This window comes from Actimicrobium sp. CCI2.3, assembly GCF_035019065.1.
Classification (GTDB): Bacteria; Pseudomonadota; Gammaproteobacteria; order Burkholderiales; family Burkholderiaceae_D; genus Actimicrobium.
This window is the reverse complement of the sequence record NZ_JASJWR010000008.1, coordinates 79,139-105,408: the sequence shown is the minus strand read 5'-3', so window position 1 is coordinate 105,408 and position 26,270 is coordinate 79,139. Positions and strand designations below refer to the sequence as shown.

The following is a 26,270-nucleotide window of genomic DNA, read 5'->3' as shown; positions in this document are numbered from 1 at the left end:
TGCAATGGTTTCGATCATGCCGCATCCGGTCAACTCTGTCGATATCGCTCAGCAATCGGTTCTGCAAAAGGGTAATGTCCCGGACAACCTGCCGGCAAGCCGTACAATCGGGCCTTCATTTCCATTCGCCCCGATCATGCAACCCACCGATATCCTGCTCGCTCTCGCTGTCGTCATCATCTGGGGATCGAACTTCGTCGTCATCAAACTGGGCTTGCAGGGTTTGCCGCCCATCCTGTTCACCGCGCTGCGTTTCCTGTTTGCGGCCTTGCCGCTGGTGTTCTTTGTAAAGCGTCCAACGCTGCCATTTCGTTTGCTGGCGGGCTTCGCGCTGTTCCAGTTTGCGCTGCAGTTCACGTTGTTGTACTCGGGTATCGAGCTGGGATTTCCACCGGGGCTGGCGTCGCTGGTCATCCAGCTGCAAGTCTTTTTCACGATCGGCCTGGCCGTGTTGCTGCTGGGCGAACGCCCTCACTTGCCGCAAATTGCCGGTGCCCTGATCGCGCTGGCCGGCATGGCGCTGGTGGCCTCGCAACTGGATGCGAAGCCGACTGTCATTGGTTTCGTGATGGTGATCGCCGCCGGTCTGTCGTGGGCAACGGCAAACATTTTTTCCAAGCAAATGGGCAAGGTCAATGCGATCGAACTGGTGGTCTGGGCCTCGTTGCTGGCGGTGCCACCGTTGGTCGTGGCCTCGCTGCTGGTCGAAGGTGTCGATGCCTGGATCAAGGCGGCCACGCAACTGAACTGGACATCGGCGTGGGCGATCCTGTTCCAGTCGTATCCGAACACACTGGTCGGATTTGGCATCTGGTCGATTTTGATGCGCAAGTACCCCACCTCGACCATCGCGCCGTTTGCGCTGCTGGTGCCGGTCACCGGCATGCTCAGTGCGACGCTGCTGTTGGGCGAACCAATGCAATGGTGGAAGATTGTTGCCGGCATGCTGGTGCTGGGCGGGTTGGGCGTCAATCTCTTCGGCACACGCGTTGGACGATGGCTAAACCTTCAGCGGGCTGGCTAGCAAGTGCACGCTGCAGTGGTGCCGACGCACTTTGCCGATCTGCGCCAGACTCATGGTTTTTCATCCCGATGAGTGTTCATGGCTGACCTGATTGTTGCCCGCCCCGAAGGCTTGTACTGCGTACCGGGACAGTTCTATATCGACCCGTGGCGCAAGGTCGACCGCGCCGTCATCACGCATGGGCACGCCGACCATTCACGTACCGGCCATGGCCATTATCTGGCGACGGCGGCCGGTGCCGGCATCCTGCACAGCCGGCTCGGCAAGATCAATTTGCAGACACTGGCCTACGGCGAAACCCTGCTGCATAACGGCGTGACGATTTCGCTGCATCCGGCCGGCCATGTGCTCGGCTCGGCGCAGGTCCGCATCGAATACAAAGGCGAAGTCTGGGTCGCGTCAGGCGATTACAAGGTCGAGTCAGACGCTACCTGCGCTGCGTTCGAGCCGGTCCGTTGCGACACCTTCATCACCGAATCCACCTTCGGCCTGCCGATTTATCGCTGGCAACCACAACAACGGATCTTCGACGAGATCAACGACTGGTGGCGCGCCAATGCCGCCGACGGTCGCGCCAGTGTGCTGTTCTGCTATTCGTTCGGCAAAGCGCAGCGCCTGCTTGCTGGCGTCGATCACACCATCGGTCCGATCATTTGTCACAGCGCCGCAGAGCCGCTGAATCGCGTCTACCGCGCCGCCGGCATCGCCCTCCCCGACACCCGACTGGTCACCGACATCACGGACAAGGCCGATCTGAAGCGCGCACTGGTACTGGCCCCGCCGGCGACAGCAGGCTCGTCCTGGCTCAAGCGCTTTGGCGATTACAGCGACGCCTTTGCCAGTGGCTGGATGCTCATGCGCGGTGCCCGGCGACGACGTGCGGTCGATCGCGGCTTCGTGCTGTCGGACCACGCCGACTGGCCCGGCCTGATGCAGGCCATCAAGGCGACTGGCGCACAGCGGGTCATCGTCACGCACGGACAGGTTGGCGTGATGGTGCGCTGGCTGCAGCAAAACGGCCTCGAAGCCGGTGCTTTCCAGACCGAATACGGTATCGAGGAAGACGATAGCCAACCAGAACCGGCGGTGGACCATGCGTGAATTTGCCAGCCTGTACGACGCACTCGATGCGACCACCTCGACCACTCGCAAGCTGGCGCAGCTGGTGGCGTACTTTCGCTGTGCGCCAGCGGAGAATGCCGCATGGGCTGTGTATTTCCTCGCCGGTGGCAAGCCGCGTCAGGCGGTGCCGACCAAGCTGCTGCGGCAGTACGCAACCGAAGCGGCCGGCCTCGATGACTGGCTGTTCGACGAGTGCTATCACGCGGTCGGTGACCTGGCCGAAACCATTGCGCATATCCTGCCGGCACCGCAACGCCAGAGCGATCTCGGACTGGCACGCTGGATGGATGAGCGCATCACGCCATTGCGCGGTGCGCCACCCGAAACCATCCGCACGGCGATGCTGACGTACTGGGATGAACTGGAACCGCGCGAACGCTTCTTGCTGGTCAAGCTGATCGGTGGTGGCTTTCGGGTTGGCGTGTCAAAGCTGCTGGTCACGCGTGCGCTGGCCGAAGTCGCCGCGCTCGACAGCAAGCTGATCGCGCAACGCCTGATGGGCTGGACCGATGCGCGCCAGCGTCCCAGCGCCGCACGCTTCACGGCACTGGTGGCAGCGACCTCGGATCAGGAGCAGGCACTGCGAGGCGGCCAGCCGTTTCCGTTTTTTCTGGCGCATCCGTTGCAGGCCGAACCGGCCTCGCTGGGACCGCTGGCCAATTGGCAAGTCGAATGGAAATACGATGGTATCCGCGCCCAGCTCGTACGTCGCGATAACCAGTCCTGGGTCTGGTCACGCGGCGAAGAATTGATCAGTGAAGGCTTTCCGGAAATCGCGGCCATCACTCTGCCCGAAGGAACCGTCATCGATGGCGAAATCCTGATCTGGGGTACCGATACCCATGCGCCTTTTTCCGAGCTGCAAAAACGCATCGGACGCAAGACACTGAGTGCGAAATTGCTTGCCGAACTGCCGGCCGTGCTGATGGCCTATGACGTGCTCGAACACGACGGCATTGACTTGCGCGAAGAAACCCAATCGGCACGGCGTGCCGTGCTGGAACGCGTGGTCGCCGGCGTCGGTTCGGACCAGCTAAAACTGTCGCCGCTGATTGTCGCAGCCGACTGGGAAACGCTGGCCGCCGTGCGGTCGCAGTCCCGTGCACGCGCCGTCGAGGGCATGATGCTCAAGGCGGTCGATGCCCGCTACGGCGTTGGCCGGACCAAGGATGTGGGCGTCTGGTGGAAATGGAAAGTCGATCCGTATAGCGTCGATGCGGTATTGATTTACGCCCAAAGCGGACATGGCCGGCGCGCCTCGCTCTATACCGATTACACCTTTGCCGTGTGGGATGAAGCCAGCGATGGCAGCCGCACGCTGGTGCCGTTTGCCAAAGCGTATTCGGGCCTCACTGATGCTGAAATCGCGCTGGTTGATGCACGCATCCGCAAGACCACGATCGAAAAATTCGGCCCGGTGCGTAGCGTTACGCCGACACTGGTATTTGAAATCGGCTTTGAAGGCATTGGCCGTTCACCGCGCCACAAGTCGGGGATTGCGGTCCGTTTTCCGCGCATGTTGCGCATGCGCGATGACAAGCCGGTCGACGAAGCCGATACCTTGCAGACATTGCTCCGCATGCTGGTCTAGAGCAGGATTACTCGTCCACGCGGAACACGACGACATGATCCACATCAAGTCGCATGCCGATGCGTTCGCCGATCGCATGATTGTGGTGGCTAGGCACCAGCGACAGCACCTGCGCGCCGCTGGCTAGCTGCAAGGTGTACAAGAAATGCGCGCCGCGAAAGGCCTTGGCCAGCACCTCTGCCTGCAGCGGGCTGGCATCGTCGTGCACCACGTCATCGGGGCGCAGCAGAACCGTCACGCGGCTGCCAACTTTACCGGCGATGGCATCGGCATCGCCGCCAGCGAGCATGTTGCTCGACAAGATGCCCAGCTCAATCTGGATGCGGCTGGCACTGACCACTTCGCCCGGCAGGAACACGCCCTGCCCGACAAAATCCGCGACGAAGCGGTTTGCCGGCTGATGATACAGGTTGTAGGGCGTATCCCATTGCTGGATGCGGCCCTCATGCATGACGCCGATCACGTCAGCGATGGTGAACGCTTCATGCTGATCATGCGTGACCAGAATCGCAGTGATCCCTTCGGCAATAAGAATGCTGCGCACTTCCAGCGCCAGTCGCTCGCGCAACTCGACATCCAGGTTTGAAAATGGCTCGTCGAGCAACAGCAGTCGGGGACGCGGTGCCAGCGCCCGGGCCAGCGCGACCCGTTGCTGCTGGCCACCCGACAATTCATGCGGGAATTTTTCGCCCTGACCTGCCAGGCCAACCGTCTCCAGCAATGCCTGCACGCGCGCCTGCTGCGCCGCCACCGGACTGCCGCGCAAACCAAAGGCGATGTTGTCGATCACAGTGAGATGCGGAAACAGCGCGTAATCCTGAAACACCATGCCGATGCGGCGACGCTCGGCCTCCACATGCAAGGCCGGACTGCTGAGCAGATCGCCAGCCACCCGGATCGTGCCGCTGCTGACCGTTTCAAATCCGGCGATGCAACGCAACACCGTCGTCTTGCCGCAACCGGACGGACCAAGCAGGCAACCGATCGAACCGGCGGGTAGCCGCAACGACAATTGCTCGACCACTTTTTGCGCGCCATAGGCGTAGCTCACGTCCTGCAATTCCAATAAAGCCATTGCGTCGCCCAGTGAATAGAGAGCGTCAATTATAATTCGCCTTTTGATACAGGCTTATTTTGCAGACCATCACGACATCCATTGCGCGAACAGCGCCCCGTCGACACTGGTCATTGCTGGGCATACTGGCCATCCTTATTGCGGCATTGGTGGCGTTACCGATCCTGAGCGTCGTGGCCAATCTGTTTGCTGTCGGCGACGGCTCCGATACCTGGGAACACCTGGCCTCCACCGTCTTGCCAACCTACATTGCCAACACGCTGATCCTGTGCGTCGCGGTCTCGGTCGGCGTCATTCTGGTTGGCGTCCCGACCGCCTGGCTGGTCAGTGTTCATACCTTTCCGGGTAGGCGTATTTTTGAATGGGCTCTGGTTTTGCCGATGGCGGTACCGGCCTACGTGATGGCTTACACCTATACCGACTTCCTGCAATTTGTCGGACCGGTACAAACCTGGCTGCGCGATGGTCTCGGCTGGGAGCCGGGCCAATACTGGTTCCCCGATGTGCGCACGCTGGGCGGCGCGGTCGCGGTCTTCATTTTTGTGCTGTATCCGTATGTGTATCTGATGGCGCGCGCCGCCTTTCTGGAACGCGCCAGCGGCATGCTCGAAGTCGGCCGTTCGCTCGGACTGGGACCGTGGCAAAGTTTTTTCCGGGTTTCGCTACCGCTGGCGCGCCCGGCCATTGTCGCCGGCACCTCGCTGGCGCTGATGGAAACGCTGGCCGACTACGGCGCGGTCTCGTATTTTGGCGTGCAGACTTTCACCACCGGCATATACCGCGCGTGGTTTTCCCTCGGTGATCATATCGCCGCGGCACAACTGGCAACCGGGCTACTGTGCTTCGTGGCGCTCATCCTTTTTCTGGAACGATTTTCACGCGGCCGCGCGCGCTTCAACAACACGACCGGACGCAATCGCCCGCACGCCAGCATGCGCCTGCAAGGCTGGAAAGGATGGGGCGCTGCGCTGATTTGCCTGATTCCGCTGACGCTCGGCTTTCTGTTGCCGGCCGGACTGCTGTTGGATATGGCACTGAACAATGGCGATGCGCAGTTCGGTGCGCGCTTCCTGGTCCTGGCGCGCAACAGCTTCATCCTCGCGGCAGTGACCGCCCTGATCGCGGTATCGATCGCCGTGCTGCTGGCATACAGCGCACGGCTGTCCCGAAAAATCTGGCCGATCCTGCTCAACCGCACCGTCGGACTGGGCTACGCCTTTCCCGGATCAGTGATTGCCGTCGGCGTGCTGATACCGGTCACCCGGCTCGATGCCTGGCTGGCTGCCAGCATCCTGTCGTGGACCGGACACAACCCAGGATTGCTGCTGACCGGTGGCATTGCCGCTCTCGTCTATGCCTATCTGGTGCGCTACCTGACGGTATCGCTGCAAACCGTCGAAACCAGCCTGAGCAAAATTACGCCATCGATGGATGATGCCGCCCGCTCGCTCGGTTATGGCCAGGCAAGCACGCTCTGGCACATCCATCTGCCATTGCTGCGCGGCGCATTGCTGACAGCCGGTTTGCTGGTATTCGTCGATGTCATGAAGGAGTTGCCCGCCACGCTGGTGATGCGACCGTTCAACTTCGATACGCTGGCCACGCAGGCCTTCACCCTAGCCTCCGACGAGCGACTCGGCGAAGCCTCGACATCGTCGCTGGCCATCGTTGTGGTCGGGATCTTGCCGCTGATTCTGGTGTCCTGGCAAATTACACGCAGCAAAAAAGTTAGATAAAAAAAGGCGCCGCAGCGCCTTTTTTTAAAAACTGCCTGACTTTATTGCCAGCCCGCCCGATCATAAATCTTCTGCACTTCATTCTGGTTTTTCGCCAGCACACCAACGTTGAGCGTCTCGGGCTTGAACTTGCCCATTTGCTCCAGCGCCGGATTGCTGATCTTGACGCTAGTGACCACTGGCCATTCATTGTTACCGTCCGCAAAATACACTTGCGCCTGATCCGACGCCAGATACTCAAGGAATTTCACCCCAGCTTGCTTGTGCGGCGCATTTTTCAGCAAACCGCCACCGGAAATATTGACATGCGTGCCGGTGGTTGCCTGATTCGGCCAGACAATACCGATCGACGACATCGCCTTGCGGTCTTCCGGCTTGTCCGAGCGCATCAGGCGCGCGACGTAATACGAATTGGCCAGCGCCACACCACACTCGCCTGCGGCCACTGCGCGGATCTGATCGGTATCGCCGCCCCTCGGTGAACGAGCGAAATTACTGACCATACCTTTGGCCCAGGCACTGGTTTTTTCTTCGCCCTGGTGCGCCAGGAACGAGGCACCTAGCGACAGGTTGTAAGGATGGGATCCTGAACGCACACAGACTTTACCCTTCAGACGCGGATTGGCAAGGTCGTCGTAGGTCTGTATTTCAGCTGGATTCATCGCCACCTTGTTGTAGACGATGACACGGGCGCGGGTCGAAAACGCGTACCAGTCATCAGTACGCAAGTTAGCCGGTACGCGTTCGGCCAGCAGCGTCGAATTAGTCGGGCCAAACAGATTGAGCTCGTCGGCTTTGGCCAGACGGGCCGCATCGACGGTGATGAACACATCGGCCGGACTGTTGATGCCTTCGTTCTTGATTCGCTCCAGCAATTCGTTTTCACCTGCTTCGATACGGTTAACCTTGATCCCAGTGAGCTTCGTGAAGTTTCCGTACAGGGCTTCGTCAGTCTGGTAGTGCCGTGCCGAATAAATATTGACGACATTTTCCTGTGCCGCTGCCGGGATCGCCGCCAGGATGAACAATGATGCTACTGCTGTGCCAAATGGATTCATGGAGCCCGCCCGTTAAAAAGAGAAGGCAAGCGTAGCAAAGTTCGCTTGCGAATGCAAACCAGTCGCATTTACGGGCGATTGCCTGCGCCGCAATACGGTAACTTCGGCAGGCAAAGCAGCCCACTCGCTTATAATGCGTCGCTTGACCAAGACAAGGAATTTTTCGTGGACGTAAAAGATAGCAATGGCAACCTGCTCGCAGACGGTGATTCAGTCAGTCTCATCAAGGACTTGAAAGTCAAGGGCACCTCGGTCACGCTCAAGCGCGGCACCATCGCCAAGAACATCCGATTGACCGATGACCCGGAAGAAGTCGAATGCAATGTCGACAAAGTCAAAGGACTGGTCCTGAAAACCTGTTTCCTGAAAAAAGCCTGACCCGCACCGTTGCCATGGACATCGACACGACCGCCGTCAATCGTCTGCGGCATCGCTTTGGCGAGCACGAACAAGTCTGGCTGTTTGGCTATGGCTCGCTGATTTTCAAGGCAGATTTTGCTTACCTTGAGCGCAAACCGGCCAGCATCCATGGTCATGTGCGGCGCTTCTGGCAAGGCTCGCACGATCATCGCGGCACGCCAGACTATCCGGGGCGTGTCGTGACGCTGGCACCACAAGCCGGAGCGACGTGTTCCGGCATGGCCTATCTGATCCGGCCTGACGTTTTCGATTACCTTGATCATCGTGAAAAAAATGGCTACCTGCGTTTCAGCACGACCCTGACATTTGACGATGGCAGCAACGCCCAGGGGCTGGTGTATATTGCCGACCCGGATAATGCGGCCTACCTTGGACCGGCAGCCGATGCCGCGATCGCCGACCAGATTGCCGCTGCCAGCGGACCAAGCGGACGCAACCGCGATTACCTGACCGAACTGGCCGACGCCCTCGACCTGCTCGGCAAAACCGATCCGCACGTGCAAGCCCTCATTGATTGCCTGCCTCCCGACTCTTCACCCCGACACCCTTAACAACACCGATTCACGATGAACATCCTCTACCTCGATTTCAATGGCGTACTGCACGACAGCATGGTCATGCGCAACCGCAAGCGCGGCCTTTACCTGGCCAAGGCCGAACGGAGTTTTTTTGAATGGATGCCCATCCTCGACGAACTGCTGGCCCCCTATCCGGACCTGAAAATTGTGCTGTCGACCAGCTGGGTGCGCGCCGTCAGTTTCGATACGGCCAAATATGATTTATCGCCGGGCTTGCAGGACCGCGTGATCGGTTCGACCTTCCATCATCCCGGTCTGTCGCAAACGGCATTCGATACGATGTCGCGTGGCTTGCAGGTGCTCGGCGATGTCGAACGACGCAAGCCAGCTAACTGGTTTGCCATCGACGATGATGCCTTCGGCTGGCCGGCGGCACACCGCAGCAAACTGGTCGAGACCAAACCCGATCTGGGCTTGAGTGATCCGGCCGCGCAGGATGCCGTGCGTTCGATGTTGAAGGCGCTGTAAGCGCATGAACAGCCTGTTGTATGTCATGGCATTTTGCGCTGGCGCGGCGATCTCGATGCAGGCCGCCATCAATGGCCGGCTCGCGCTAAACGTCGGCGGCAACACCGTGATGGCTGCATTGATTTCCTTTTGTATCGGTACGATCGTGCTGACCATTGCGGCAGTCGCGCGCGGTGGCGTTGGCAACAGCCTCGCTGCCCTGCCCGGTCAGCCGCCGTGGGTATTTGCCGGTGGCGTGCTGGGGGCAGGTTTTCTGTTTACGACCGCCTTCCTCGCACCCCGCATCGGCCTGACCAGCATGCTGGTGCTGATCATCGCCGGACAATTGCTGATGTCGATCACGGTCGACAATTTCGGATTGTTCGGCTCGGACTTGCGCCCCGTGTCGCCGGTGCGACTGATCGGTGTCGCGGTGGTGTTGGGCGGCGTGCTGCTGACCCTGTTCGGTGACCGGATCGGCAAGTAGCCGCAGCGCCGCAACCTTAGCCGGCAACGCCGACCGGCACACCTTCCTCGTCAAAACCCTGCGCAACCGAGATCGCCACGATGCCGATCATGCCCAGCGCATCGCGCACGTCAGCCAGTTCGCTGTCGAGATCGGCCGTCTGTAACAACGGCTTTTCCGACGATGCCACCAACGCCGCATCACTGCTGGCGTACAGATTGACGCGCAATACTTTCTCATCACCGACTTCGGCCGGTCCGACTACGGCATAGGTCGCGGCAACGTCCACGCCCTGCTCGCTCAACGCATGGTTCAGGTCCGACATCATCTGCAACATGAAGTACTCGGCAATCCCGCGCTCTTTGCCGCCATGAAACAGATCCTGATAAAGGAAATGCACGTCGACCTCCCGCTCGGCCGGACCAAAACAACGCCGTACCAGGGGCGTGACTTGCTCGGTCCATTGCTGGAAACGACTTTCACGTGCGGCGTACCAGGCATCGGCAGCGGCTTCGTCGGCCGGTGCCTGATAAAACTTGTCGTCCACCGATTTCATTGAAAAGCCGAGCAGAAAACGCAATTCAACAGCCAGGTCATCGGCCGCAAACGGTTCGTCGATCGGCTCGGCAAAGCTGCGCGAAATCGCTGTCGCGGTGGCCGCGCGCATGTCGTGCATCGATGCATGGGCGTCGCGGACCATTTCATGCAGATGGCTAAACGTGATGCTGTCGATTTCATCGAGCTGATAAGCGTGATTGACCAGCACGACCGTGGCGTCCGGACTTTCCAGTCCGGCTTCCTGCAAGCTGCGGGTCAGCAGTTCGTAGGCTTCCTGATCCTGAAAACACTGCGCGCCTTTCAAGCCGCCGGTGGTGTGCAGGAACAGCGGGATGACGAAGGCATTGATCTCGGTGGCTGCGCCACCCGGGCGGGCGATCACGACGACTTCGGCGACTTCTTCCATGGCTTCTTTGAGCAGCACATGCGCACGGACGGCATCCTGACGGGTCCATTCCAGCGCTTCGTAAAGGATGTCGTCTTTTTTCTGATGCAGGCATTTCCTGATGATCTTGTAAAAGTCTTCCCGGTTCTGCACCGTCGTGGCATTCTTCGCCGGGCTACCCGCCAGGTAGGCTGACAACGCACATAATTGCCGCGTCATCGCTTCGTCTTTTTGCTCCGGCGATTCGGCCGATTTACGGGGAGCGGGCTTTTTATTTTTTGGCATGGTGTTCTTCAGGGTAAGGTCAACATAGTAATGAAATCGGAACTGCCTGCGCGGCGCGCGCACTGTGCGCGCTGTCTGCGACCGCAGACCACCTGCATCTGCGCGTGGATCACGCCGGTAACTGTATCGACCGAGGTCGTCATCTTGCAGCATCCGCTGGAAACCGACAACGCCAAGGGCAGCGCACGACTACTGCAACTGAGCCTGTCCGGTAGCCAACTGGTGCAGGGTGAAACATTCACCGAAGCACAATGGCAAACGCTGCTGGCGGACCGTCATACGGTATTGCTGTATCCGGATCAGCCCGGAAGCCCGGCATCGCCGTCGCTGGCCGGTACGGACTTGATGCGATTGCGCGTGATTGTACTGGATGGCACCTGGCGCAAGAGCCGAAAAATGCTGTTTCGCGATCCACGCCTGCAGCAATTGCCGCGCCTGACGTTGCAGGATGCGCCGGCCTCGCACTATCACATTCGCAAAGCCCAGCGCGCCGACCAGCTATCAACACTCGAAGCGACCTGCCATGCACTGCTGCAACTGGGCGAACCGGCAGGCGAGCTGCAACACTTGCTGCAAGCATTCGATGGTTTCGTGACACGACAAGCGCGCTACAAAATAGACCATCAAAAATAAGCACGGCGATCAGCACGACAGTATTGCCAAGAGTAAAATCCGCACTCCAAAATAAGTTTGCCCACCTCGATGCCGATCACTGTTCCCAGCCGCCGTACCGCCGTTCTCACCGAAGTGGCCAAGTTATGGCACCTGGCCTGGCCTGTGGTGATCGGTCAACTGGCTACCGTGGGCATGTCGGTCGCCGATGTGGCAATGACCGGCCACCTGAGTGCCGACGACCTGGCGGCCGTGTCGCTGGGGGCGTCGATCTGGACCATCGTGATCGTCACCGTGATGGGCATCATGATGGCCATCAATGCCGTGGTCGCCCACGAAGTCGGTGCCGGCACGCCGTCGCGGATTCCGCATGCAGTACGACAATCGCTATGGAAAGCCGTTGGCATCGGTCTGATCGCGACGGTACTGACCAACTGCTCGACGCTCATCTTCGACCACCTCGGCCTGGAACCGCTGGTGCGCGACAAGGCCACGCTATTCGTCCACATCATCAGCATCGGCGCACTGCCGTTTACAGCATTCCGGGTCTTGTACGGCTACAGCGCCAGCCTGAACCAGACCAAACCGGCGATGGTAGTTGCCCTGATCGGATTGCTGTTCAATGTCTTCGTCAACTGGTTGCTGATTTTTGGCAACTGGGGTTTTCCGCAACTCGGTGCGGTAGGTTGCGCATGGGCCACCTGCCTCGGCTTGTGGCTGATGCTCGCAGCCATGATCTGGTGGATACGGCACGCGCCGGCGTACCGCAGCAGCATGCCATTCACCCACTGGGAGCGGCCTGACTGGCCTGAAATCCTGCGTCTGCTGAAGATGGGTTTGCCAATTGGCGTGACCTATTTTGCCGAGGTCAGTGCCTTCTGCATGATCGGTTTGCTGGTCGCACGTTTCGGCGCGGTCACCGTGTCGGCGCACCAGATTGCGCTGAATTTTTCTTCGCTGGTATTCATGGTTCCGCTCGGGATCGGCATTGCGCTGCTGACCCGTGTCGGTCAGGCCGCTGGCGAAGGCGATCCGCAACGCGCCCGCTTCGTGGCGTGGGTCGGAGTCGGTTTGTCGCTTGCCTTTGCCGTCGTGTCGGCCGCCTTCATCACCCTGTTTCGCTATCAGATCGCCGCGGCTTACACCTCCGATCCGGCAGTCCAGGAACTGACCGCGCATCTGCTGCTGCTGGCCGCCTTGTTCCAGCTGTCCGATGCGACCCAGGTCGCGGCCTCGTGTGCGATCCGCGGTTACAAGGTCACCCGGCCGCCAATGCTGATTCATCTGATGGCGTTCTGGGGGTTTTCGATTCCGCTCGGTTGCGTGCTGGGACTGGCACCCGCCTGGATGCCATGGGCACCCGCGGCACCGATGATGGCGACCGGTTTCTGGATCGGACTGACACTGGGTCTGTCGATCGCGGCAGTCTTGCTGGTATGGTATCTGCACCATTTGTCGAATCAACGGATCGCGCGCTGGCGCTCCGATGCGCTTGGCATCTGACGCCCTTTCAGTAGGTTTTACTGAGAGACAACGCGCATCAGGTACGATGCAGCGAACTCTTCCGCCTTTAGACCAGGAGCGCCCATGACGCATCCCGCATTACACCAAAAATTCTTCCTGCTTTTGCTGGTCGTGGTCACCGTTGCCTTCGGCTGGATCCTGCTGCCTTTCATTGGTGCCGTGTTCTGGGCTTCGGTGCTGGCGCTGCTGTTCGCCCCCCTGCACCGGCGTCTGCTCACTCGCTTAGGCCAGCGCCCTACGCTGGCAGCACTGGCCACGCTGATGCTGGTGCTGTTCATCGTAATTCTGCCGCTGACACTGATCGGCGTGTCGCTGGCGCAGGAAGGTGCCCTGGTGTATCAGAAAATTCGCACGGGTTCGCTCGACTTTGGCACGTACTTCCAGCAGATTATCGCGGCGCTGCCGCAGTGGCTGGTCACGCAATTGCAGCGCGTCGGCATGGCGGATTTCACCGAACTGCAAGTCAAGGTGTCGCAGGTCATCCAGCAAGGCAGCCAGACCATCGCGAGTCAGGTTCTCAATATCACCCAGAACACGTTTGAGTTCGTCATCGGTTTCGGCATGATGCTGTACCTGCTGTTTTTTCTGCTGCGCGATGGCGCGACACTGTCTGCCCGTATCAAGCATGCCATTCCGCTGGAACGTGAACAGAAAAAGCAGCTGATTGCCAAGTTCGCCACCGTGATCCGTGCCACCGTAAAAGGCAACATCGTCGTTGCCGCTAGCCAGGGTGCGCTCGGCGGCATCATGTTCGCGTTCCTCGGCATTCAGGGTGCGCTGCTGTGGGGCGTACTGATGGCGGTCTTGTCGCTGTTGCCGGCTATCGGCGCAGCGTTGATCTGGGGCCCGGTGGCGATCTACTTCCTGCTGACCGGCGCGATCTGGCAGGGCGTCACGCTGATTGTCTTTGGCGTGCTGGTGATCGGTCTGGTCGACAATATCCTGCGCCCGCTGCTGGTCGGCAAGGACACCCAGATGCCGGACTACGTGGTGCTGATTTCGACCGTCGGCGGCATTTCGATCTTCGGGCTCAGTGGCTTCGTGGTCGGCCCTTCCATCGCCGCGATGTTCATGGCAGGCTGGACGCTGCTGGAACGCGAACAAGACCAGGCAAGGACCTGACATGATCCCGGACGACACCCCAGCAGCGGCCCCTCTCCTCGACACCACCATCACTGCCCAGCATTACCGCTCGCTGTTCGATCAGCATCCGGACGCGGTCGCTTCGTTTGACATACGCGGCAATTTTGTCGCACTCAATCCGGCCGCCGAAATGCTGCTCGGTTACAGCGCAGCGGAATTAATCGGCACCACCTATTTTTCGCTGATCGCCGAAAGCCACCAGCAAATCGTGTTCGACCATTTTTTGCTGGCGCTCGCTGGTACCAGTGCGACCTACGAAATGCGGAGCAACGTCAAATCCGGCACAACAATTTTGCTCCAGGTAACCAACCTGCCGATCATGATCGATGGTGTCGCCATCGGCATCTATGGCATTGCCAAGGACATCACCAACGCAGCAGCAGCGGCTGACCACCAGCGCATTACCAATGAACGCTTTCGCAATGTCGCCCGTGCCACCACCGATACGATCTGGGACTGGGACCTCGGCGACGACTCGATCTGGTGGAGCGACGGCATGCACGCGCAGTTCGGCTACCGGGCGGGTGACATTGATCCCAACAGCCACTCCTGGTCCGAACGCATCCATCCGGAAGACAGGCAACGCGTGCTGCGCGGTATGCGCGCCGTCATTGACGGAAACGCTAACGACTGGACCGACGAATATCGTTTTCGCCGACATGATGCCAGCTATGCCTTTGTCGCCAACCGTGGCTTCGTGATTCGCGATAACGACCAGCATCCGGTACGCATGATCGGTGGCATCAGCGATGTCAGTGCGCGTCATGCATCGACCTTGCTGCTGGATCGTCTCAACCGTGCCCTGCGCATGCTCAGCGCCAGCAACAAAGTACTGATCCGCGCACGCTCCGAACAGGAATTGATCGACAGTATTTGCCGTATCGCCTGTGACTTCGGCGGCTACCGGATGGCCTGGGTCGGCTATGCAGAGAGCAATCCGCAATGCAGCATCCGCCCAATGGCACATGCCGGCATCGATCCGGGCCTGCTCGCCAGCACGCCAGTGAGCTGGTCTGCCGACTTGCCCACCGGTCAGGGACCATCCGGTCAGGCGATCCGCAGCGGCGAACCTGCCGTGATGGAAAACGTCCTGCAGGATGCACGCTTTGCGGCGTGGTGGTCGCATGCCGAACGAATGGGATTTTCCACCGTCATCAGCCTGCCGCTGCGCCATGACGGCAAGACCTTCGGTATCGTCACGCTGTATTCCTGCGAGGCCCGCACGGTGCCGCCGGAAGAAATGACATTGCTGTGCGAACTGGCCGACAACCTCGCCTTCGGAATCGAAAACCGCCGGATTGAAGAAGAACGCCGGCGCCTGCAAGTCACGGTCGAAAAAGTCGCTGCGGCGGTATCGTCGACCTCGGCCAGCAAAGCCGAACTGTTCTTTGAACAGCTCACGCGCAACATGATCGACGCAGTCGATGCGCAGGCCGGATTCATCGCCCGGGTGGATGGCGACCACAAGCAATCCACCCGGACGGTGGCGGCGATCACGGGTACCGAAGTGCATCCTAACTTTGTCTGTACATTGCATGCCACGCTGTGCGCCGACCTGCTCGAGCGCGGTGAATGCGTGATGTCGGATGTGCTTGGAGCGCACTTTCCTGGTCCGTCTACTTTTCTGGGCGAAGCGATGCGCAGTGTCGTCGGCTTGCGACTCGACAGCGCCGACGGACGGCCGATTGGCATGCTGTTCGTCCTGTTTAGTGATCGTCTGGAACGCACCAACCACATTCGTTCGACGCTGCGTATTTTTGGTGCCCGTGCCAGTGCGGAACTGGAACGGCAAAGTGCCGACGTGCGCCTGCGCGACCAGGCCGCGCTGCTTGATCTGGCGACCGATGCGATCATCGTGCGTGACATGCAGGGTGCGGTCACTTTCTGGAACCTTGGCGCACAACGGTTGTATGGATGGTCCAGTATCGAGGCACAGGGTCAGGATATGCCCAGCCGCACCAGCGCCGAAACACTGGAGTTGCACGACCCGCTGGAACGTATCGTGCAGGATGGCGACTGGCGCGGCGAACTGCTGCAGCGACGCAAGGATGGCGGTTCGGTCGCGGTCGAGGCACGCTGGACCCTGATCCGTGGCGACGATGGCGCACCGTTGTCGATCCTGGCCATCGAAACCGACATCACGCAGCGCAAGTTTGCCGCCAGCGAAATCGAACATCTGGCTTTTTATGATCGACTGACCGACTTGCCAAACCGGTTGTTGCTGCGTGACCGGCTGCAGCACGCGGTCGAAGCCAATGAACGCAGCGGCCGCAACGGCGCACTGCTGTGCATTAACCTCGATAATTTTAAAACCCTCAACGACACGCTCGGCCATGACATGGGCGACTTGCTGTTGCAACTGGTGGCGGTCCGCCTGAGCTATTGCCTGCGTGCCAGTGATACCGTCGCCCGCATTGGTGGCGATGAATTCGTGATCTTGCTGGTCGACCTGAGTGCGCAGTCGGATGAAGCGGCCTCGCGCGCCAAACTGGTTGCCGAAAAAATTCTCGATGCCTTCAAGGACCCTTTCCAGCTCGGGGACGACGAGCCCTGCACCACACCGAGCATCGGCATCACGTTGTTTTCGACGGCTACCGACAGTATCGACGAACTGCTGCGTCGTGCCGATCTGGCGATGTACCAGGCCAAGTCGGCCGGTCGCAACACGATGCGGTTCTTTGATCCCGACATGCAGGCCGCCATCAGCGCACGTATCGTGCTGGAAATCGAATTGCGCAGTGCGCTACGACTGGGCCAGTTTCTGCTGCACTACCAACCACAGGTCAATACAACTGGTCGACCGACTGGTGCCGAAGCCCTGGTGCGATGGAATCATCCGCAACGCGGCATGGTGCCGCCGTTTGCCTTCATTCCGATCGCCGAAGAAACCGGCCTGATCCTCGCGCTGGGTAGCTGGGTGCTCGAAACAGCCTGCCTTGAACTGGCCAGCTGGGCCAGCGATCCGGTACTCGCCGAGCTCAACATGGCAGTCAATGTCAGTGCCCGTCAGTTCCGCCAGAGCGGGTTCGTCAACGAAGTGCTCGACATCGTGCAGCGCAGCGGTGCTAATCCGCACAGGCTGAAACTGGAGTTGACTGAAAGTCTGCTGATCGACGACGTCGAACAAACTATCCTGACAATGACGCAACTCAAAGCGCATGGTGTCGGTTTTTCGCTGGATGACTTCGGCATTGGTTACTCGTCCCTGTCGTACCTGAAACGCTTACCGCTCGACCAGCTAAAGATCGACCAGTCGTTCGTGCGCGACATTCTGACCGACGCCAACGATGAAGCCATCGCCGGCACCATCGTGGCACTTGGCACCAGCCTCGGACTGGCGGTCATTGCCGAAGGGGTGGAAACCGCCGAACAAAAATCGCGGCTGGCCGGACTCGGCTGCTTTTCCTACCAGGGGTATTACTTTAGCCGGCCCGTTCCGGCCGACGTCTTTATCGCCTTCGTGCGTGATCCGGTACCGGCTGGTTAGTGATGGACCAGGCGTGTCACGCAGCACCAGGAAAGGACCGAATAAAACAGGACAAGCGCCATCACCTTTAAGTGCGGTGGCGCACAATCTTCCGCATGCTTTGTCACTATCCTGTGGCTTTAGCTATCCTGAAGCGGAACCTGTGGCAGCCCACGCGCCATCTGTTTCCGCAGACCGCAGACAACATGCTCAGCGAAGAAGACATTCATTCAGCAAAAATCCTCATCGTCGACGATAGTCAGGATAACGTCAGATTGATGCTGGCTGTCCTTGAACAGGATGGCTACGTCAACGTCAGTGACACGACGAAGCCGCAGGACGTGGCAGAATTGCACCGGCTTAACAAGTTCGATCTGATCCTGCTCGACATCCAGATGCCAATGATGGACGGCTTCAAAGTCATGAAGGCATTACAAGACCTGGCGCAGGATGCGTGGCTGCCGGTACTGGCTATCACAGCCCATCCGGATCACCGGATCAGCGCGCTCGAAGCCGGTGCGATGGACTTCATGGTCAAGCCATTTCACCTCGATGAAATTCTCCATCGCATTCACAACATGCTGGAAGTACGCCTGTTGTTCAACAAGGCCACCCGCAACGGTGACGCGATGTATCAGCTAGCCCTGCATGACCCGCTGACCGGCTTGCCGAACCGGCGCCTGCTCGACGACAGGATCAGTATCGCGCTGGCCCACGCCCGGCGCGACCGCACGTTGGTCGCACTGATGTACATGGATCTCGACGGTTTCAAGCAGATCAACGACACCATGGGCCACGGGCATGGCGACGAGTTGCTGCAACTGGTGTCGCAACGCCTGGTGGCAACTGCCCGCAGCGAAGATACCGTGGCCCGTATCGGTGGCGACGAATTCGTTCTGGTCATGGGCAACCTGACGAACCTGCAGGATGTCCACGCGACGGCGCAAAAAATGATCAATGCCGTCGGCAACCCGTACACGATCTGCGATGCCGAAGTCAATATCACGGCAAGCATCGGTATTTCCCTCTCTGGCACCGCTCCGGCCGAGGGCTTGATCCAACTGGCCGACGCGGCGTTATACGAGGCCAAACGCAATGGCAAGAACCGTTACCATGTCGACGCACCACCGTGCGCGACCGATGCCTTTCAACAAAGGAATCTGCAATGATCGCCAGATTCGATTTTTCCCACGTGATGCAGGCGCTGCCCGCCAACGTCGTCGTGCTGTTACCAGACCGGCACTATACGATCGTTGCAGCCTCCGATAATTTTCTCAAAGCAAACGCCAGGGAACGCCAAGAAGTGATTGGTCGCCCCTATTTCGATGCTTTTCCCGAACCGGTCGACGCCGACACCGGCGCGTTGCGCCTGAACCTCGATACCCTCTGCGAAAACCGGATTGACGCAGCAACGCCCGCGCCACCGCACCCTATCGTGACAGGTCAGCAGTGCTGTCCCGCGCTGCATCCGGTCATGAATGCCAATGGTGAACTGGAAGCCATCCTGCTGCAATTGCAGGAAACCGCCATGCGAAGTGACGATACCGATGACTACATCATCCGGCTGGCACGCTGTGCTGCGGCCGCTGAACTGGGCACCTTCGAATACCAGCCCGATAGCGACCTGGTGGTCGGCAATCCGGCATTCCTGTCGCACCTGTTCCTGCCGCCCGACACGGTGCTGACGCTGGAACAGTTACTGCACGTTTTGCATCCGGAGGACAGCGCCCGTACCCGTGCCGCACTGTCGACCGCCATCCGTAACGCCACTCCCTATGACGTCCAGTATCGGGTGCTGGCAGCGGACGGCCGGGTGCGCTGGTTGCGCGCCAAGGGCTGCATGGCCGGTAACGCCGCGCTGGGCACCGCCAGTTTCAATGGCATCACGATCGATATTTCCGCCTGCAAGCTGGTGGAGCAAGCCCACAACGACAACGCCGAAGAGTCCGATCTGGCACGTACCTCTGCCGAGCATGCCAGCCTGATCAAGGATGAATTTCTGTCGACGCTGTCGCATGAATTACGCACCCCGCTCAATTCGATCCTGGGCTGGACGCAAGTCCTGCAACGCAGCAGTGAAAGCATGTCCGACAAGGCTGTTGCTGCGCTGGCCATCATCGAGCGCAGCGCACGCCAGCAAGCCCGGCTCATCGATGACCTGCTCGATGCCAGCGCCATCATGGCCGGCAATATTCATCTGAACCTGCAGCCGACGCGCTGCAACGACGTCATCAGTGCCAGCGTGGCATTGTCGGCACCGATGGCTGCAAGCAAAAATATCCAGCTCGATGTCCGCATCGACGAACCCGGTATGGTGATCGAAGCCGACCATTCGCGCCTGCAGCAAATCCTGTTCCGCTTGTTGTCCAACGCCATCAAGTTCAGCGCCAACGACAGCACGGTGACGATCCGTCAGATGACCAGCAACCACCGCGTCATCATCACCATTACCGATAGCGGCCAAGGTATTGCACCGGCCTTTTTGCCCTCTTTGTTTGCCCGTTTTTCACAAGCCGATGGCAGCATCACGCGCAGCCATATGGGACTCGGGCTCGGACTATCAATCGTCAAGTCGCTGATCGAACTGCACGGCGGCACGGTCAGTGCGACCAGTCAGGGCATTGCACGCGGTGCCACTTTCACGATCGAATTACCGGTTCTGCAAGCCGGCCTGCACCCGCAGCAGGTTGCCCGGGCGGATCGTGACGTCGTTGCCAGCGAGTCCGGTATCAGCTGGTTTGCTGATATCGTCGTCGTCGACGACGAGCACGACACAGGCACCGTGATACAGGAGATTCTGCAAAACGCCGGTGCCACGGTAAGGCTGGCCAGCTCGGCCATCGAAGCGCTGGCAATGATCAGCGCGCACCGTCCCGACCTGCTCATCAGTGATATCGGCATGCCGCAAATCGATGGCTACCAGTTACTGCATCTGTTACGCAAGCAGGACGCACCTGACGCACCCAAGTTACCAGCGATAGCACTGACCGCCTTCGCCCGCCCCGAAGACAAGCACCGTGCAATCGACGCCGGCTACCTGATCCACCTTGCCAAGCCGGTCGAGTCAGACGATCTGGTGACCGCCGCCAGGCTGGCAGTGCGACGGCCTAGCAGGATTGCAGGACAGGACTGACCGGTGTGCAGAAGTCTTGCCGAGGCAAGACGTTCAAGGTTTATTTCATGCGCTACGCGGCAACAGAATCTGACGTCCGACTTTCAGGATATCGGTCTGGCCGCACAATGCCATCGTGATGTCGAGTTCCTTGTGGATCACTTCGAGGCATTTGCTGACCCCTTCGCCGCCCATCGCGCCGAGTCCGTACAGTACTGGCCGACCAATGTAGACACCCCGCGCACCCAGTGCCACGGCGCGCAATACGTCCTGACCGGAACGCACGCCGCCATCCATGTGGACCTCAATGCCGTCACCGACAGCTTCGATCACGCCCGGCAAGGCGGCGATCGACGAGGCTGCCCCGTCGAGCTGGCGACCGCCGTGGTTGGAGACAATCAGCGCATCGGCACCGCTACGCATGGCCAGTTGCGCATCTTCCGGGTCCATGATGCCTTTGAGGATCAGCTTGCCGCCCCATTTGTCCTTGATCCATTGCACGTCGTCCCACGACAGCGCCGGATCAAATTGCTGGGCCGTCCAGGCTGACAGCGACGACATGTTTTCGACACCCTTCACATGGCCGACGATATTGCCGAAGGTGCGGCGTTTGGTGCCCAGCATGCCCAGGCACCAGCCGGGCTTGGTCATCATGTTGACGATGTTGGGGAGGGTCAGTTTCGGTGGTGCGGACAAGCCGTTTTTCAGGTCCTTGTGACGTTGCCCGAGAATTTGCAAGTCCAGTGTCAGCACCAGTGCCGAGCACTTCGCGGCCTTGGCGCGGTCGATCAGGTCATTGACAAAGCCGCGGTCCTTCATCACGTAGAGCTGGAACCAGAATGGCTTGCTGGTGTTGGCCGCGACATCTTCGATCGAGGCAATGCTCATCGTCGACAGCGTGAACGGTACGCCGAACTTTTCGGCTGCACGTGCGGCAAGAATCTCGCCATCGGCACGCTGCATGCCGGTCATGCCGCACGGCGCAATGGCGACCGGCATTGTCGCGTTCTGGCCGACCATCGTGGTTTTCAGCGACCGGTTTTCCATGTTGATGGCGACCCGCTGGCGAAATTTCAGGTCATTGAAATCACTGACATTGGCGCGGTACGTCGTTTCGGTCCAGGAGCCGGAATCGGCATAATCGTAAAACATGCGCGGCACGCGGCGCTCGGCAAGGACACGCAAGTCTTCAATATTGGTAATCATGGGATGGCGTCAGAAGGGTTGGACAAGGCGTTAATGTAAGCGCATTAAAGCGCCAGTTGGTTGAAAGTTCTTCATCGATGCCATCAGCAACGTGCGAAAGTACGACCAGCCATGTCACTGTGGGATACTGCGTTCACTCCGATTACCGCACTGCGACCCCAACCCATGCATGATTTCTGGCTCAACTCCGGCTTCAACCTGACCGACCGCGACGGCGACGGCAAACTGATCGTCAGCGATGCACTGCTACGCGCATGGTGGAGGCGACCGGAAGTCGCGCCAGTGCCAGAATCCTGTCCGGCAGAACTGGTCTTGCACCAGGCCCTGCTGGCTACGCCACGCCGGCCGGTGAGCGCTGCCGAACTGGCCGCACTGCACGACCCCGATGCGCGCGAGAACTACGGCGTGATGCTGGCATTTCGCGATCGCCTGCTGGCCGCACCGACACTGGAGGCTGCGTACTTCGGGATTTTTCGTTCCGGCGATGTGACAGTGCCACCGCTGTTCATCGATCAGCTCGTGCAACTGATCTTGCGCGGCATGCTCGACGGCACCGATGACGCTGTCCTGGCACGCACTGCCGAACTGTTTTTCAGACCACAAAAAGTCGCGCTGGAAGACGGCTCCATCCTGCTCGCCGATGCCGCCACGGTCGAACTGCATGAGTCCGGCAGCAACTACGGCGACCTTGGCCGCTTGCTGGTGGAAGCCAACACCAAGCCGCGCCGGGTCGACCTCGACGTACTCGAACAGGCCAACGCAGACCGTTACTGGAAACGAGATGAAGCCCACGATACGGTGCTGGCATTCGGCCAGGATCGGCCCGCGCTGGACGCGTTGTGCCGTCTGATCGAACGCTGGGTCCAGCACTTTTTCAGCGTCACCGTGACGGTCGAACCGGTACCCCGCATCGATGACAAAAAATGGGCCTGGCACATCGGCCTTGATGCGCAAGCCACGGCGATCCTCAACGACCTGTACCAGGGCAAGTCGCTCGACGCCGCACGCAACCGGCGCATCCTGTCCCTGTTCAAAATGACCTTCGCCGATCGCTCGCTGGTGCGGCCGGACGTTGCCGGCCGGCCGGTATACCTCGCCTGTGCGATGGATGGCAAAGACCTGCTGCGCATCAAGCCGCAAAACCTGCTGCTCAATTTGCCGCTGGCATCGATTTCCTGAGTGTCGCCCAACGGCTACGGATCAGGTCATGAACCCGAGGTTTCTGTTCGCAAAGTGTCCAATACCCGGAAACACCTCGGCGATTTGTGAAGTACCCAGACCAAACCAGCTAGCCAGTGTTGCACCGTACTGATCGACGGAATATTGCGGCAGCAAGCTGCCACCGCCGATGTCTTGTGGATGATCGAGGCCGGTCACCGGGAAAGCGCCGATGATATCCTGCCCGCGCACCGCGCCGCCCATGACAAGGTGATGCCCGCCCCAGCCATGATCGGTGCCATCGCCGTTACTCCTGAAAGTGCGGCCAAAATCGGACGCCGTGAAAAGCGTGACTTGACTGCGCAGGTCAGATCCCTGCAGGTTCCCGAGTACACCATCGAAATACGCCATCGCGTGGTCAAGCTGCGCCATCAGTTCGGCATGTCGGCCGAGCTGATTATCATGCGTATCAAAGCCTCCCAGATTCACAAAAAAAATCTGCCGTCTGGCACCCAGTGCACTGCGACTGGCGATGACACGGGCGACCGTTTGTAACTGTACCGCCAGCGCATTCCTGGCCAGCCCGCCGCGACGCGGGCTGTCATACCGGGTCGGGTCGGGAACCCCCGCCGCGCCAGCAGGCACCAACCCGGTTGCCAACTGGCTCTGTGCCGCGATCGAGCGCCGCGTCACTGCGGCATATTCTTTTTCAAACAGATTACTGTGATCGTTACTGATGATGGCTTCCAGTGCATTGGCCGACGCGCTTGATCCGAACAGCTCACCATGCAGATCTTCAATCGGCACGGCACCCGCCGCGCTGATCTGGTACTGGTTGATGAGTTGACCTGCCAGGAACACCGCATTCCCCGACACCGAGATCGAGGTGAAGATCGGTGCCGAATTGGACGCCATGAACAGGTCTCCCATCCGCCCGCCCCAGCCTGACTTGGCTCCTTCCGGCATCGACGATTGCCAGAGCGATTGCTGGTCATTATGCGAAAACAGTTTTTGTGGCAGGGGCACACTGCGGGCGAGATACTGCGTAGCCGTCGTCGGCACCACCAGCGGTCCGACATTCGGTACCACCGCGAGGCGACCGGCATCAAAGAGATTCTTGAGTTGTGACAGATTCGGATGGAGCGCAAAGCGGCGTCCGGCTTGGGCGGTTTTCGGCACGATCGGCAACACGCCACCCGGATTGCCGGGAGCGGGCAAGGCAATGACGCCATCGTCGGGGGACCCGCGCAAACGCAGGTAAGCAGACCAGGAAGTAGGGTCGGTTGCCAGCACGGTATTGAAGCTGTCATTGCCGCCGTTCATGAACAGACAGACCAGGGCCTTGTAATCGGACCGCGCAGTTTGTGCCGCCGCCGCACCGATGGTCGCCAGGTTGAGCGCGAACGGCGCAGCAGCAGAACCGAGCAGCGACAACATGGACGCCGTGCGCAGAAAAGCACGACGGGACGCACAAGGGGATTTGAAATGAGTTGACTTCGTCATGATGAACTCCGGGTTATTTCTGAACAAGATAGTCGGGCGATGCGAGTGCCAGAAAAACCGCTAGCCAGACGCGATTTATTCTGCCTTCCGCCGCAGCGGCAACATCGTTGATCGGGACGGGAACCGACTTCACGGCGGTCATGATCTGAGCGCGCAATACCGGGCTCATCTGGTTAGCCAGCAGCATCAGATTGACGCGATCGACCAGCTTGTCCGGCGTCTCGGCCAGATGGATCTCGGTGGCGTAATCACTTTTGATATCGCCATCGAGACCGATCCCGTCAGCGACAGTCTCATGCATCGTGTTCAGATAACCGACCACCGACGTATCCCCGGTGATCTGCATTTCGGGCGCAACGAGGTTGGCATTGGCGATCGTCGTATTCGGCGGCACATAACCGGGGCGGTAAAAATTGAATACCGACGGTGCCCGCAACGGCGACTGGCCGATCGAATCGATCGCATCATCGGTGTTACCGATGAGGAAACGCCCGGAGGCCGACCTTGCCTCGAAGGCACGCATCCAGCCGGACAGCCGCAGCACCGGCTCACGTAACTTACCGCTATGGGCCGCGGTGATCGTGCTGTCGCTGCGGGCTTCCGGATCAAGCAGGATGGCCCGGATCACGGCTTTCATGTCGCCGCGCACGCCCTGCCCGTTATTGGCAAAAGCGGCAGCAACCCGTCCGACATAAGCAGGACTCGGATTGCTGGTTACCAGTCGCTGTATCAGCTGGCGGCCAATGAACGGCCCGACATTCGGATGAGCGAACAGACGGTCCAGCGCAACCTTGAGGCTGGCTTCGGGATCGGGCGTGCCCTGTGCCGGTACACTGGCACCGAGAAAATTTTTGACGGAAGTCGAGTGATATTGCGGATAGCTTTGCATCGGCTGCCATTCGCGCTCCGGATTAGTAAAATCCCCGACGAAGCGGTTAAGCGTCTTGTCGGGACCGGCCCAGCTCCACCCGGTGAACACCTTGGCCATGCCGCTGATATCGGCGCTGGTGTAGGTTTCGACCGGAGCACCATTGACCTGCTTCTGACTGCCGTCCGGATTGAGTTCAAACAGGCCAATCGACATCAACTGCATGACCTCGCGGCCATAATTTTCATCCGGCGCACGGGTCGCTGATTCTTTCTGGTTATGCAGCGTACTCAGGTAAATCCCCATCGCCGGATGCAGCGAAACGGCTTCGAGCAAGTTGCGAAAATTGCCGAATGCCTGTTCCCCGAGCATGTCGATATAACTGGCTGCGAGAATCGGGTGATCGCCAATCTCGCCTTCCTGCAGCGAGATCACAAAAATCTGCGAGAGTGCGTAGACCATTCTCTGTCGTAACTGGTCTTCGCTTTCGATGGCTTGCTTCCAGAATGACTCAAAAAAATGCTCTTCGTTGAGCGCTTCGCCGACGCCCAGTCGGGTCTTGAGGCCGTTGACGGTGTCGCGATGAGAGGTCTGAGGGAGAGTAAATTGTTCGTTGATCCAGTCGCTGAAGCCACGGGTAACGACGGCGTTAATGGTGCTGCTGTTGGCACCGAACGATGCCTGAGCCAGGAAGCGTACGGCCTGTGCCGGGGTCGGCAACGCCGACACGACGAGCGGTTCAACAATGGCGGCAGGCCCGGTCGGAGCACCGGAACCGCTGCTGCCGGTGGCTCCGGGTGCAAGGTCTTCATTGCATGCAACAAGTAAAAGCGCCGAGAAAACAGTGACGGCTTTAAAATTTCTAATAGGCATAATTTTTCTCCGGAACAAAAAAAAAACAACCTAAAATTGTTCCGGAAAAAAGTAGCACCA

Annotated in this window: 20 protein-coding genes and 1 pseudogene; 15 read left to right on the top strand and 6 right to left on the bottom strand. The window is 59.5% G+C overall.

What is annotated here, in order from left to right:
* The first annotated feature begins 136 nt into the window (after positions 1-136).
* From QN370_RS06745 to QN370_RS06735, 3 genes are all read left to right on the top strand, one after another.
* Entirely contained in the window at positions 137-1,024 is an 888-nt protein-coding gene (locus QN370_RS06745; RefSeq protein ID WP_416172175.1) for an EamA family transporter, read from the top strand.
* Between the two features lie 78 nt (positions 1,025-1,102).
* On the top strand, positions 1,103-2,125 hold the full coding sequence (locus tag QN370_RS06740; RefSeq protein WP_322127658.1) for a ligase-associated DNA damage response exonuclease: 1,023 nt from the start codon (positions 1,103-1,105) through the stop codon (positions 2,123-2,125).
* Positions 2,118-3,737, top strand: a complete 1,620-nt coding sequence (locus QN370_RS06735; RefSeq protein WP_322127659.1) for an ATP-dependent DNA ligase — start codon at positions 2,118-2,120, stop codon at positions 3,735-3,737. The genes QN370_RS06740 and QN370_RS06735 overlap by 8 nt, the downstream gene beginning before the upstream one ends.
* A 7-nt stretch (positions 3,738-3,744) precedes the next feature.
* Here the strand turns inward: QN370_RS06735 and QN370_RS06730 are convergent, their stop codons facing one another.
* Entirely contained in the window at positions 3,745-4,812 is a 1,068-nt protein-coding gene (locus tag QN370_RS06730; protein WP_322127660.1) for an ABC transporter ATP-binding protein, read from the bottom strand.
* A gap of 59 nt (positions 4,813-4,871) precedes the next feature.
* Here QN370_RS06730 and QN370_RS06725 point away from each other — a divergent pair, with 59 nt between their 5' ends.
* Positions 4,872-6,548: an iron ABC transporter permease gene (locus tag QN370_RS06725; protein WP_322127661.1), complete on the top strand. Its 1,677-nt coding sequence runs from the start codon at positions 4,872-4,874 to the stop codon at positions 6,546-6,548.
* A 41-nt stretch (positions 6,549-6,589) separates the two neighbouring features.
* On the opposite strand, the gene QN370_RS06720 is transcribed toward QN370_RS06725, so the two are convergent.
* Positions 6,590-7,606, bottom strand: coding sequence for a Fe(3+) ABC transporter substrate-binding protein (locus QN370_RS06720; RefSeq protein WP_322127662.1), 1,017 nt, complete (start codon positions 7,604-7,606; stop codon positions 6,590-6,592).
* Positions 7,607-7,777: 171 nt separating this feature from the next.
* On the opposite strand from QN370_RS06720, the pseudogene QN370_RS06715 reads away from it, so the two are divergent.
* From QN370_RS06715 to QN370_RS06700, 4 genes and pseudogenes are all read left to right on the top strand, one after another.
* A pseudogene (locus QN370_RS06715) lies at positions 7,778-7,984 on the top strand (alkylphosphonate utilization protein); the annotation flags it as partial.
* A gap of 14 nt (positions 7,985-7,998) precedes the next feature.
* Positions 7,999-8,577, top strand: a complete 579-nt coding sequence (locus tag QN370_RS06710; protein ID WP_322127663.1) for a gamma-glutamylcyclotransferase — start codon at positions 7,999-8,001, stop codon at positions 8,575-8,577.
* A 15-nt stretch (positions 8,578-8,592) separates the two neighbouring features.
* On the top strand, positions 8,593-9,072 hold the full coding sequence (locus tag QN370_RS06705; RefSeq protein ID WP_322127664.1) for an HAD domain-containing protein: 480 nt from the start codon (positions 8,593-8,595) through the stop codon (positions 9,070-9,072).
* Between the two features lie 4 nt (positions 9,073-9,076).
* Entirely contained in the window at positions 9,077-9,538 is a 462-nt protein-coding gene (locus tag QN370_RS06700; RefSeq protein ID WP_322127665.1) for a DMT family transporter, read from the top strand.
* Between the two features lie 16 nt (positions 9,539-9,554).
* Here the strand turns inward: QN370_RS06700 and QN370_RS06695 are convergent, their stop codons facing one another.
* Positions 9,555-10,745, bottom strand: coding sequence for a hypothetical protein (locus tag QN370_RS06695; protein ID WP_322127666.1), 1,191 nt, complete (start codon positions 10,743-10,745; stop codon positions 9,555-9,557).
* A 30-nt stretch (positions 10,746-10,775) separates the two neighbouring features.
* Here QN370_RS06695 and QN370_RS06690 point away from each other — a divergent pair, with 30 nt between their 5' ends.
* From QN370_RS06690 to QN370_RS06665, 6 genes are all read left to right on the top strand, one after another.
* The gene (locus QN370_RS06690) at positions 10,776-11,378 is read left to right on the top strand and encodes a tRNA-uridine aminocarboxypropyltransferase (protein WP_322127667.1); all 603 of its coding nucleotides are present in this window, start codon (positions 10,776-10,778) and stop codon (positions 11,376-11,378) included.
* A 69-nt stretch (positions 11,379-11,447) separates the two neighbouring features.
* A complete protein-coding gene (locus QN370_RS06685; protein ID WP_322127668.1) occupies positions 11,448-12,860 on the top strand; it encodes an MATE family efflux transporter in 1,413 nt (470 codons plus the stop codon).
* An 84-nt stretch (positions 12,861-12,944) separates the two neighbouring features.
* Complete coding sequence (locus QN370_RS06680; protein ID WP_322127669.1) at positions 12,945-14,003, top strand: AI-2E family transporter; 1,059 nt, start codon at positions 12,945-12,947, stop codon at positions 14,001-14,003.
* A 1-nt stretch (position 14,004) separates the two neighbouring features.
* Positions 14,005-17,511: an EAL domain-containing protein gene (locus tag QN370_RS06675; RefSeq protein WP_322127670.1), complete on the top strand. Its 3,507-nt coding sequence runs from the start codon at positions 14,005-14,007 to the stop codon at positions 17,509-17,511.
* Positions 17,512-17,696: 185 nt separating this feature from the next.
* Positions 17,697-18,659, top strand: a complete 963-nt coding sequence (locus QN370_RS06670) for a diguanylate cyclase domain-containing protein (protein WP_322127671.1) — start codon at positions 17,697-17,699, stop codon at positions 18,657-18,659.
* Positions 18,656-20,623: an ATP-binding protein gene (locus QN370_RS06665; RefSeq protein WP_322127672.1), complete on the top strand. Its 1,968-nt coding sequence runs from the start codon at positions 18,656-18,658 to the stop codon at positions 20,621-20,623. The genes QN370_RS06670 and QN370_RS06665 overlap by 4 nt, the downstream gene beginning before the upstream one ends.
* Positions 20,624-20,668: 45 nt before the next feature.
* Here QN370_RS06665 and QN370_RS06660 read toward each other — a convergent pair whose 3' ends face one another.
* A complete protein-coding gene (locus tag QN370_RS06660; protein WP_322127673.1) occupies positions 20,669-21,808 on the bottom strand; it encodes an alpha-hydroxy acid oxidase in 1,140 nt (379 codons plus the stop codon).
* 111 nt (positions 21,809-21,919) lie between these two features.
* Between QN370_RS06660 and QN370_RS06655 the strand changes: the two genes are divergently transcribed.
* The gene (locus QN370_RS06655; RefSeq protein WP_322127674.1) at positions 21,920-22,987 is read left to right on the top strand and encodes a DUF6352 family protein; all 1,068 of its coding nucleotides are present in this window, start codon (positions 21,920-21,922) and stop codon (positions 22,985-22,987) included.
* 21 nt (positions 22,988-23,008) lie between these two features.
* Here the strand turns inward: QN370_RS06655 and QN370_RS06650 are convergent, their stop codons facing one another.
* Complete coding sequence (locus QN370_RS06650) at positions 23,009-24,469, bottom strand: DUF1501 domain-containing protein (RefSeq protein WP_322127675.1); 1,461 nt, start codon at positions 24,467-24,469, stop codon at positions 23,009-23,011.
* A 13-nt stretch (positions 24,470-24,482) separates the two neighbouring features.
* A complete protein-coding gene (locus tag QN370_RS06645; RefSeq protein ID WP_322127676.1) occupies positions 24,483-26,210 on the bottom strand; it encodes a DUF1800 domain-containing protein in 1,728 nt (575 codons plus the stop codon).
* Positions 26,211-26,270: the final 60 nt, after the last annotated feature.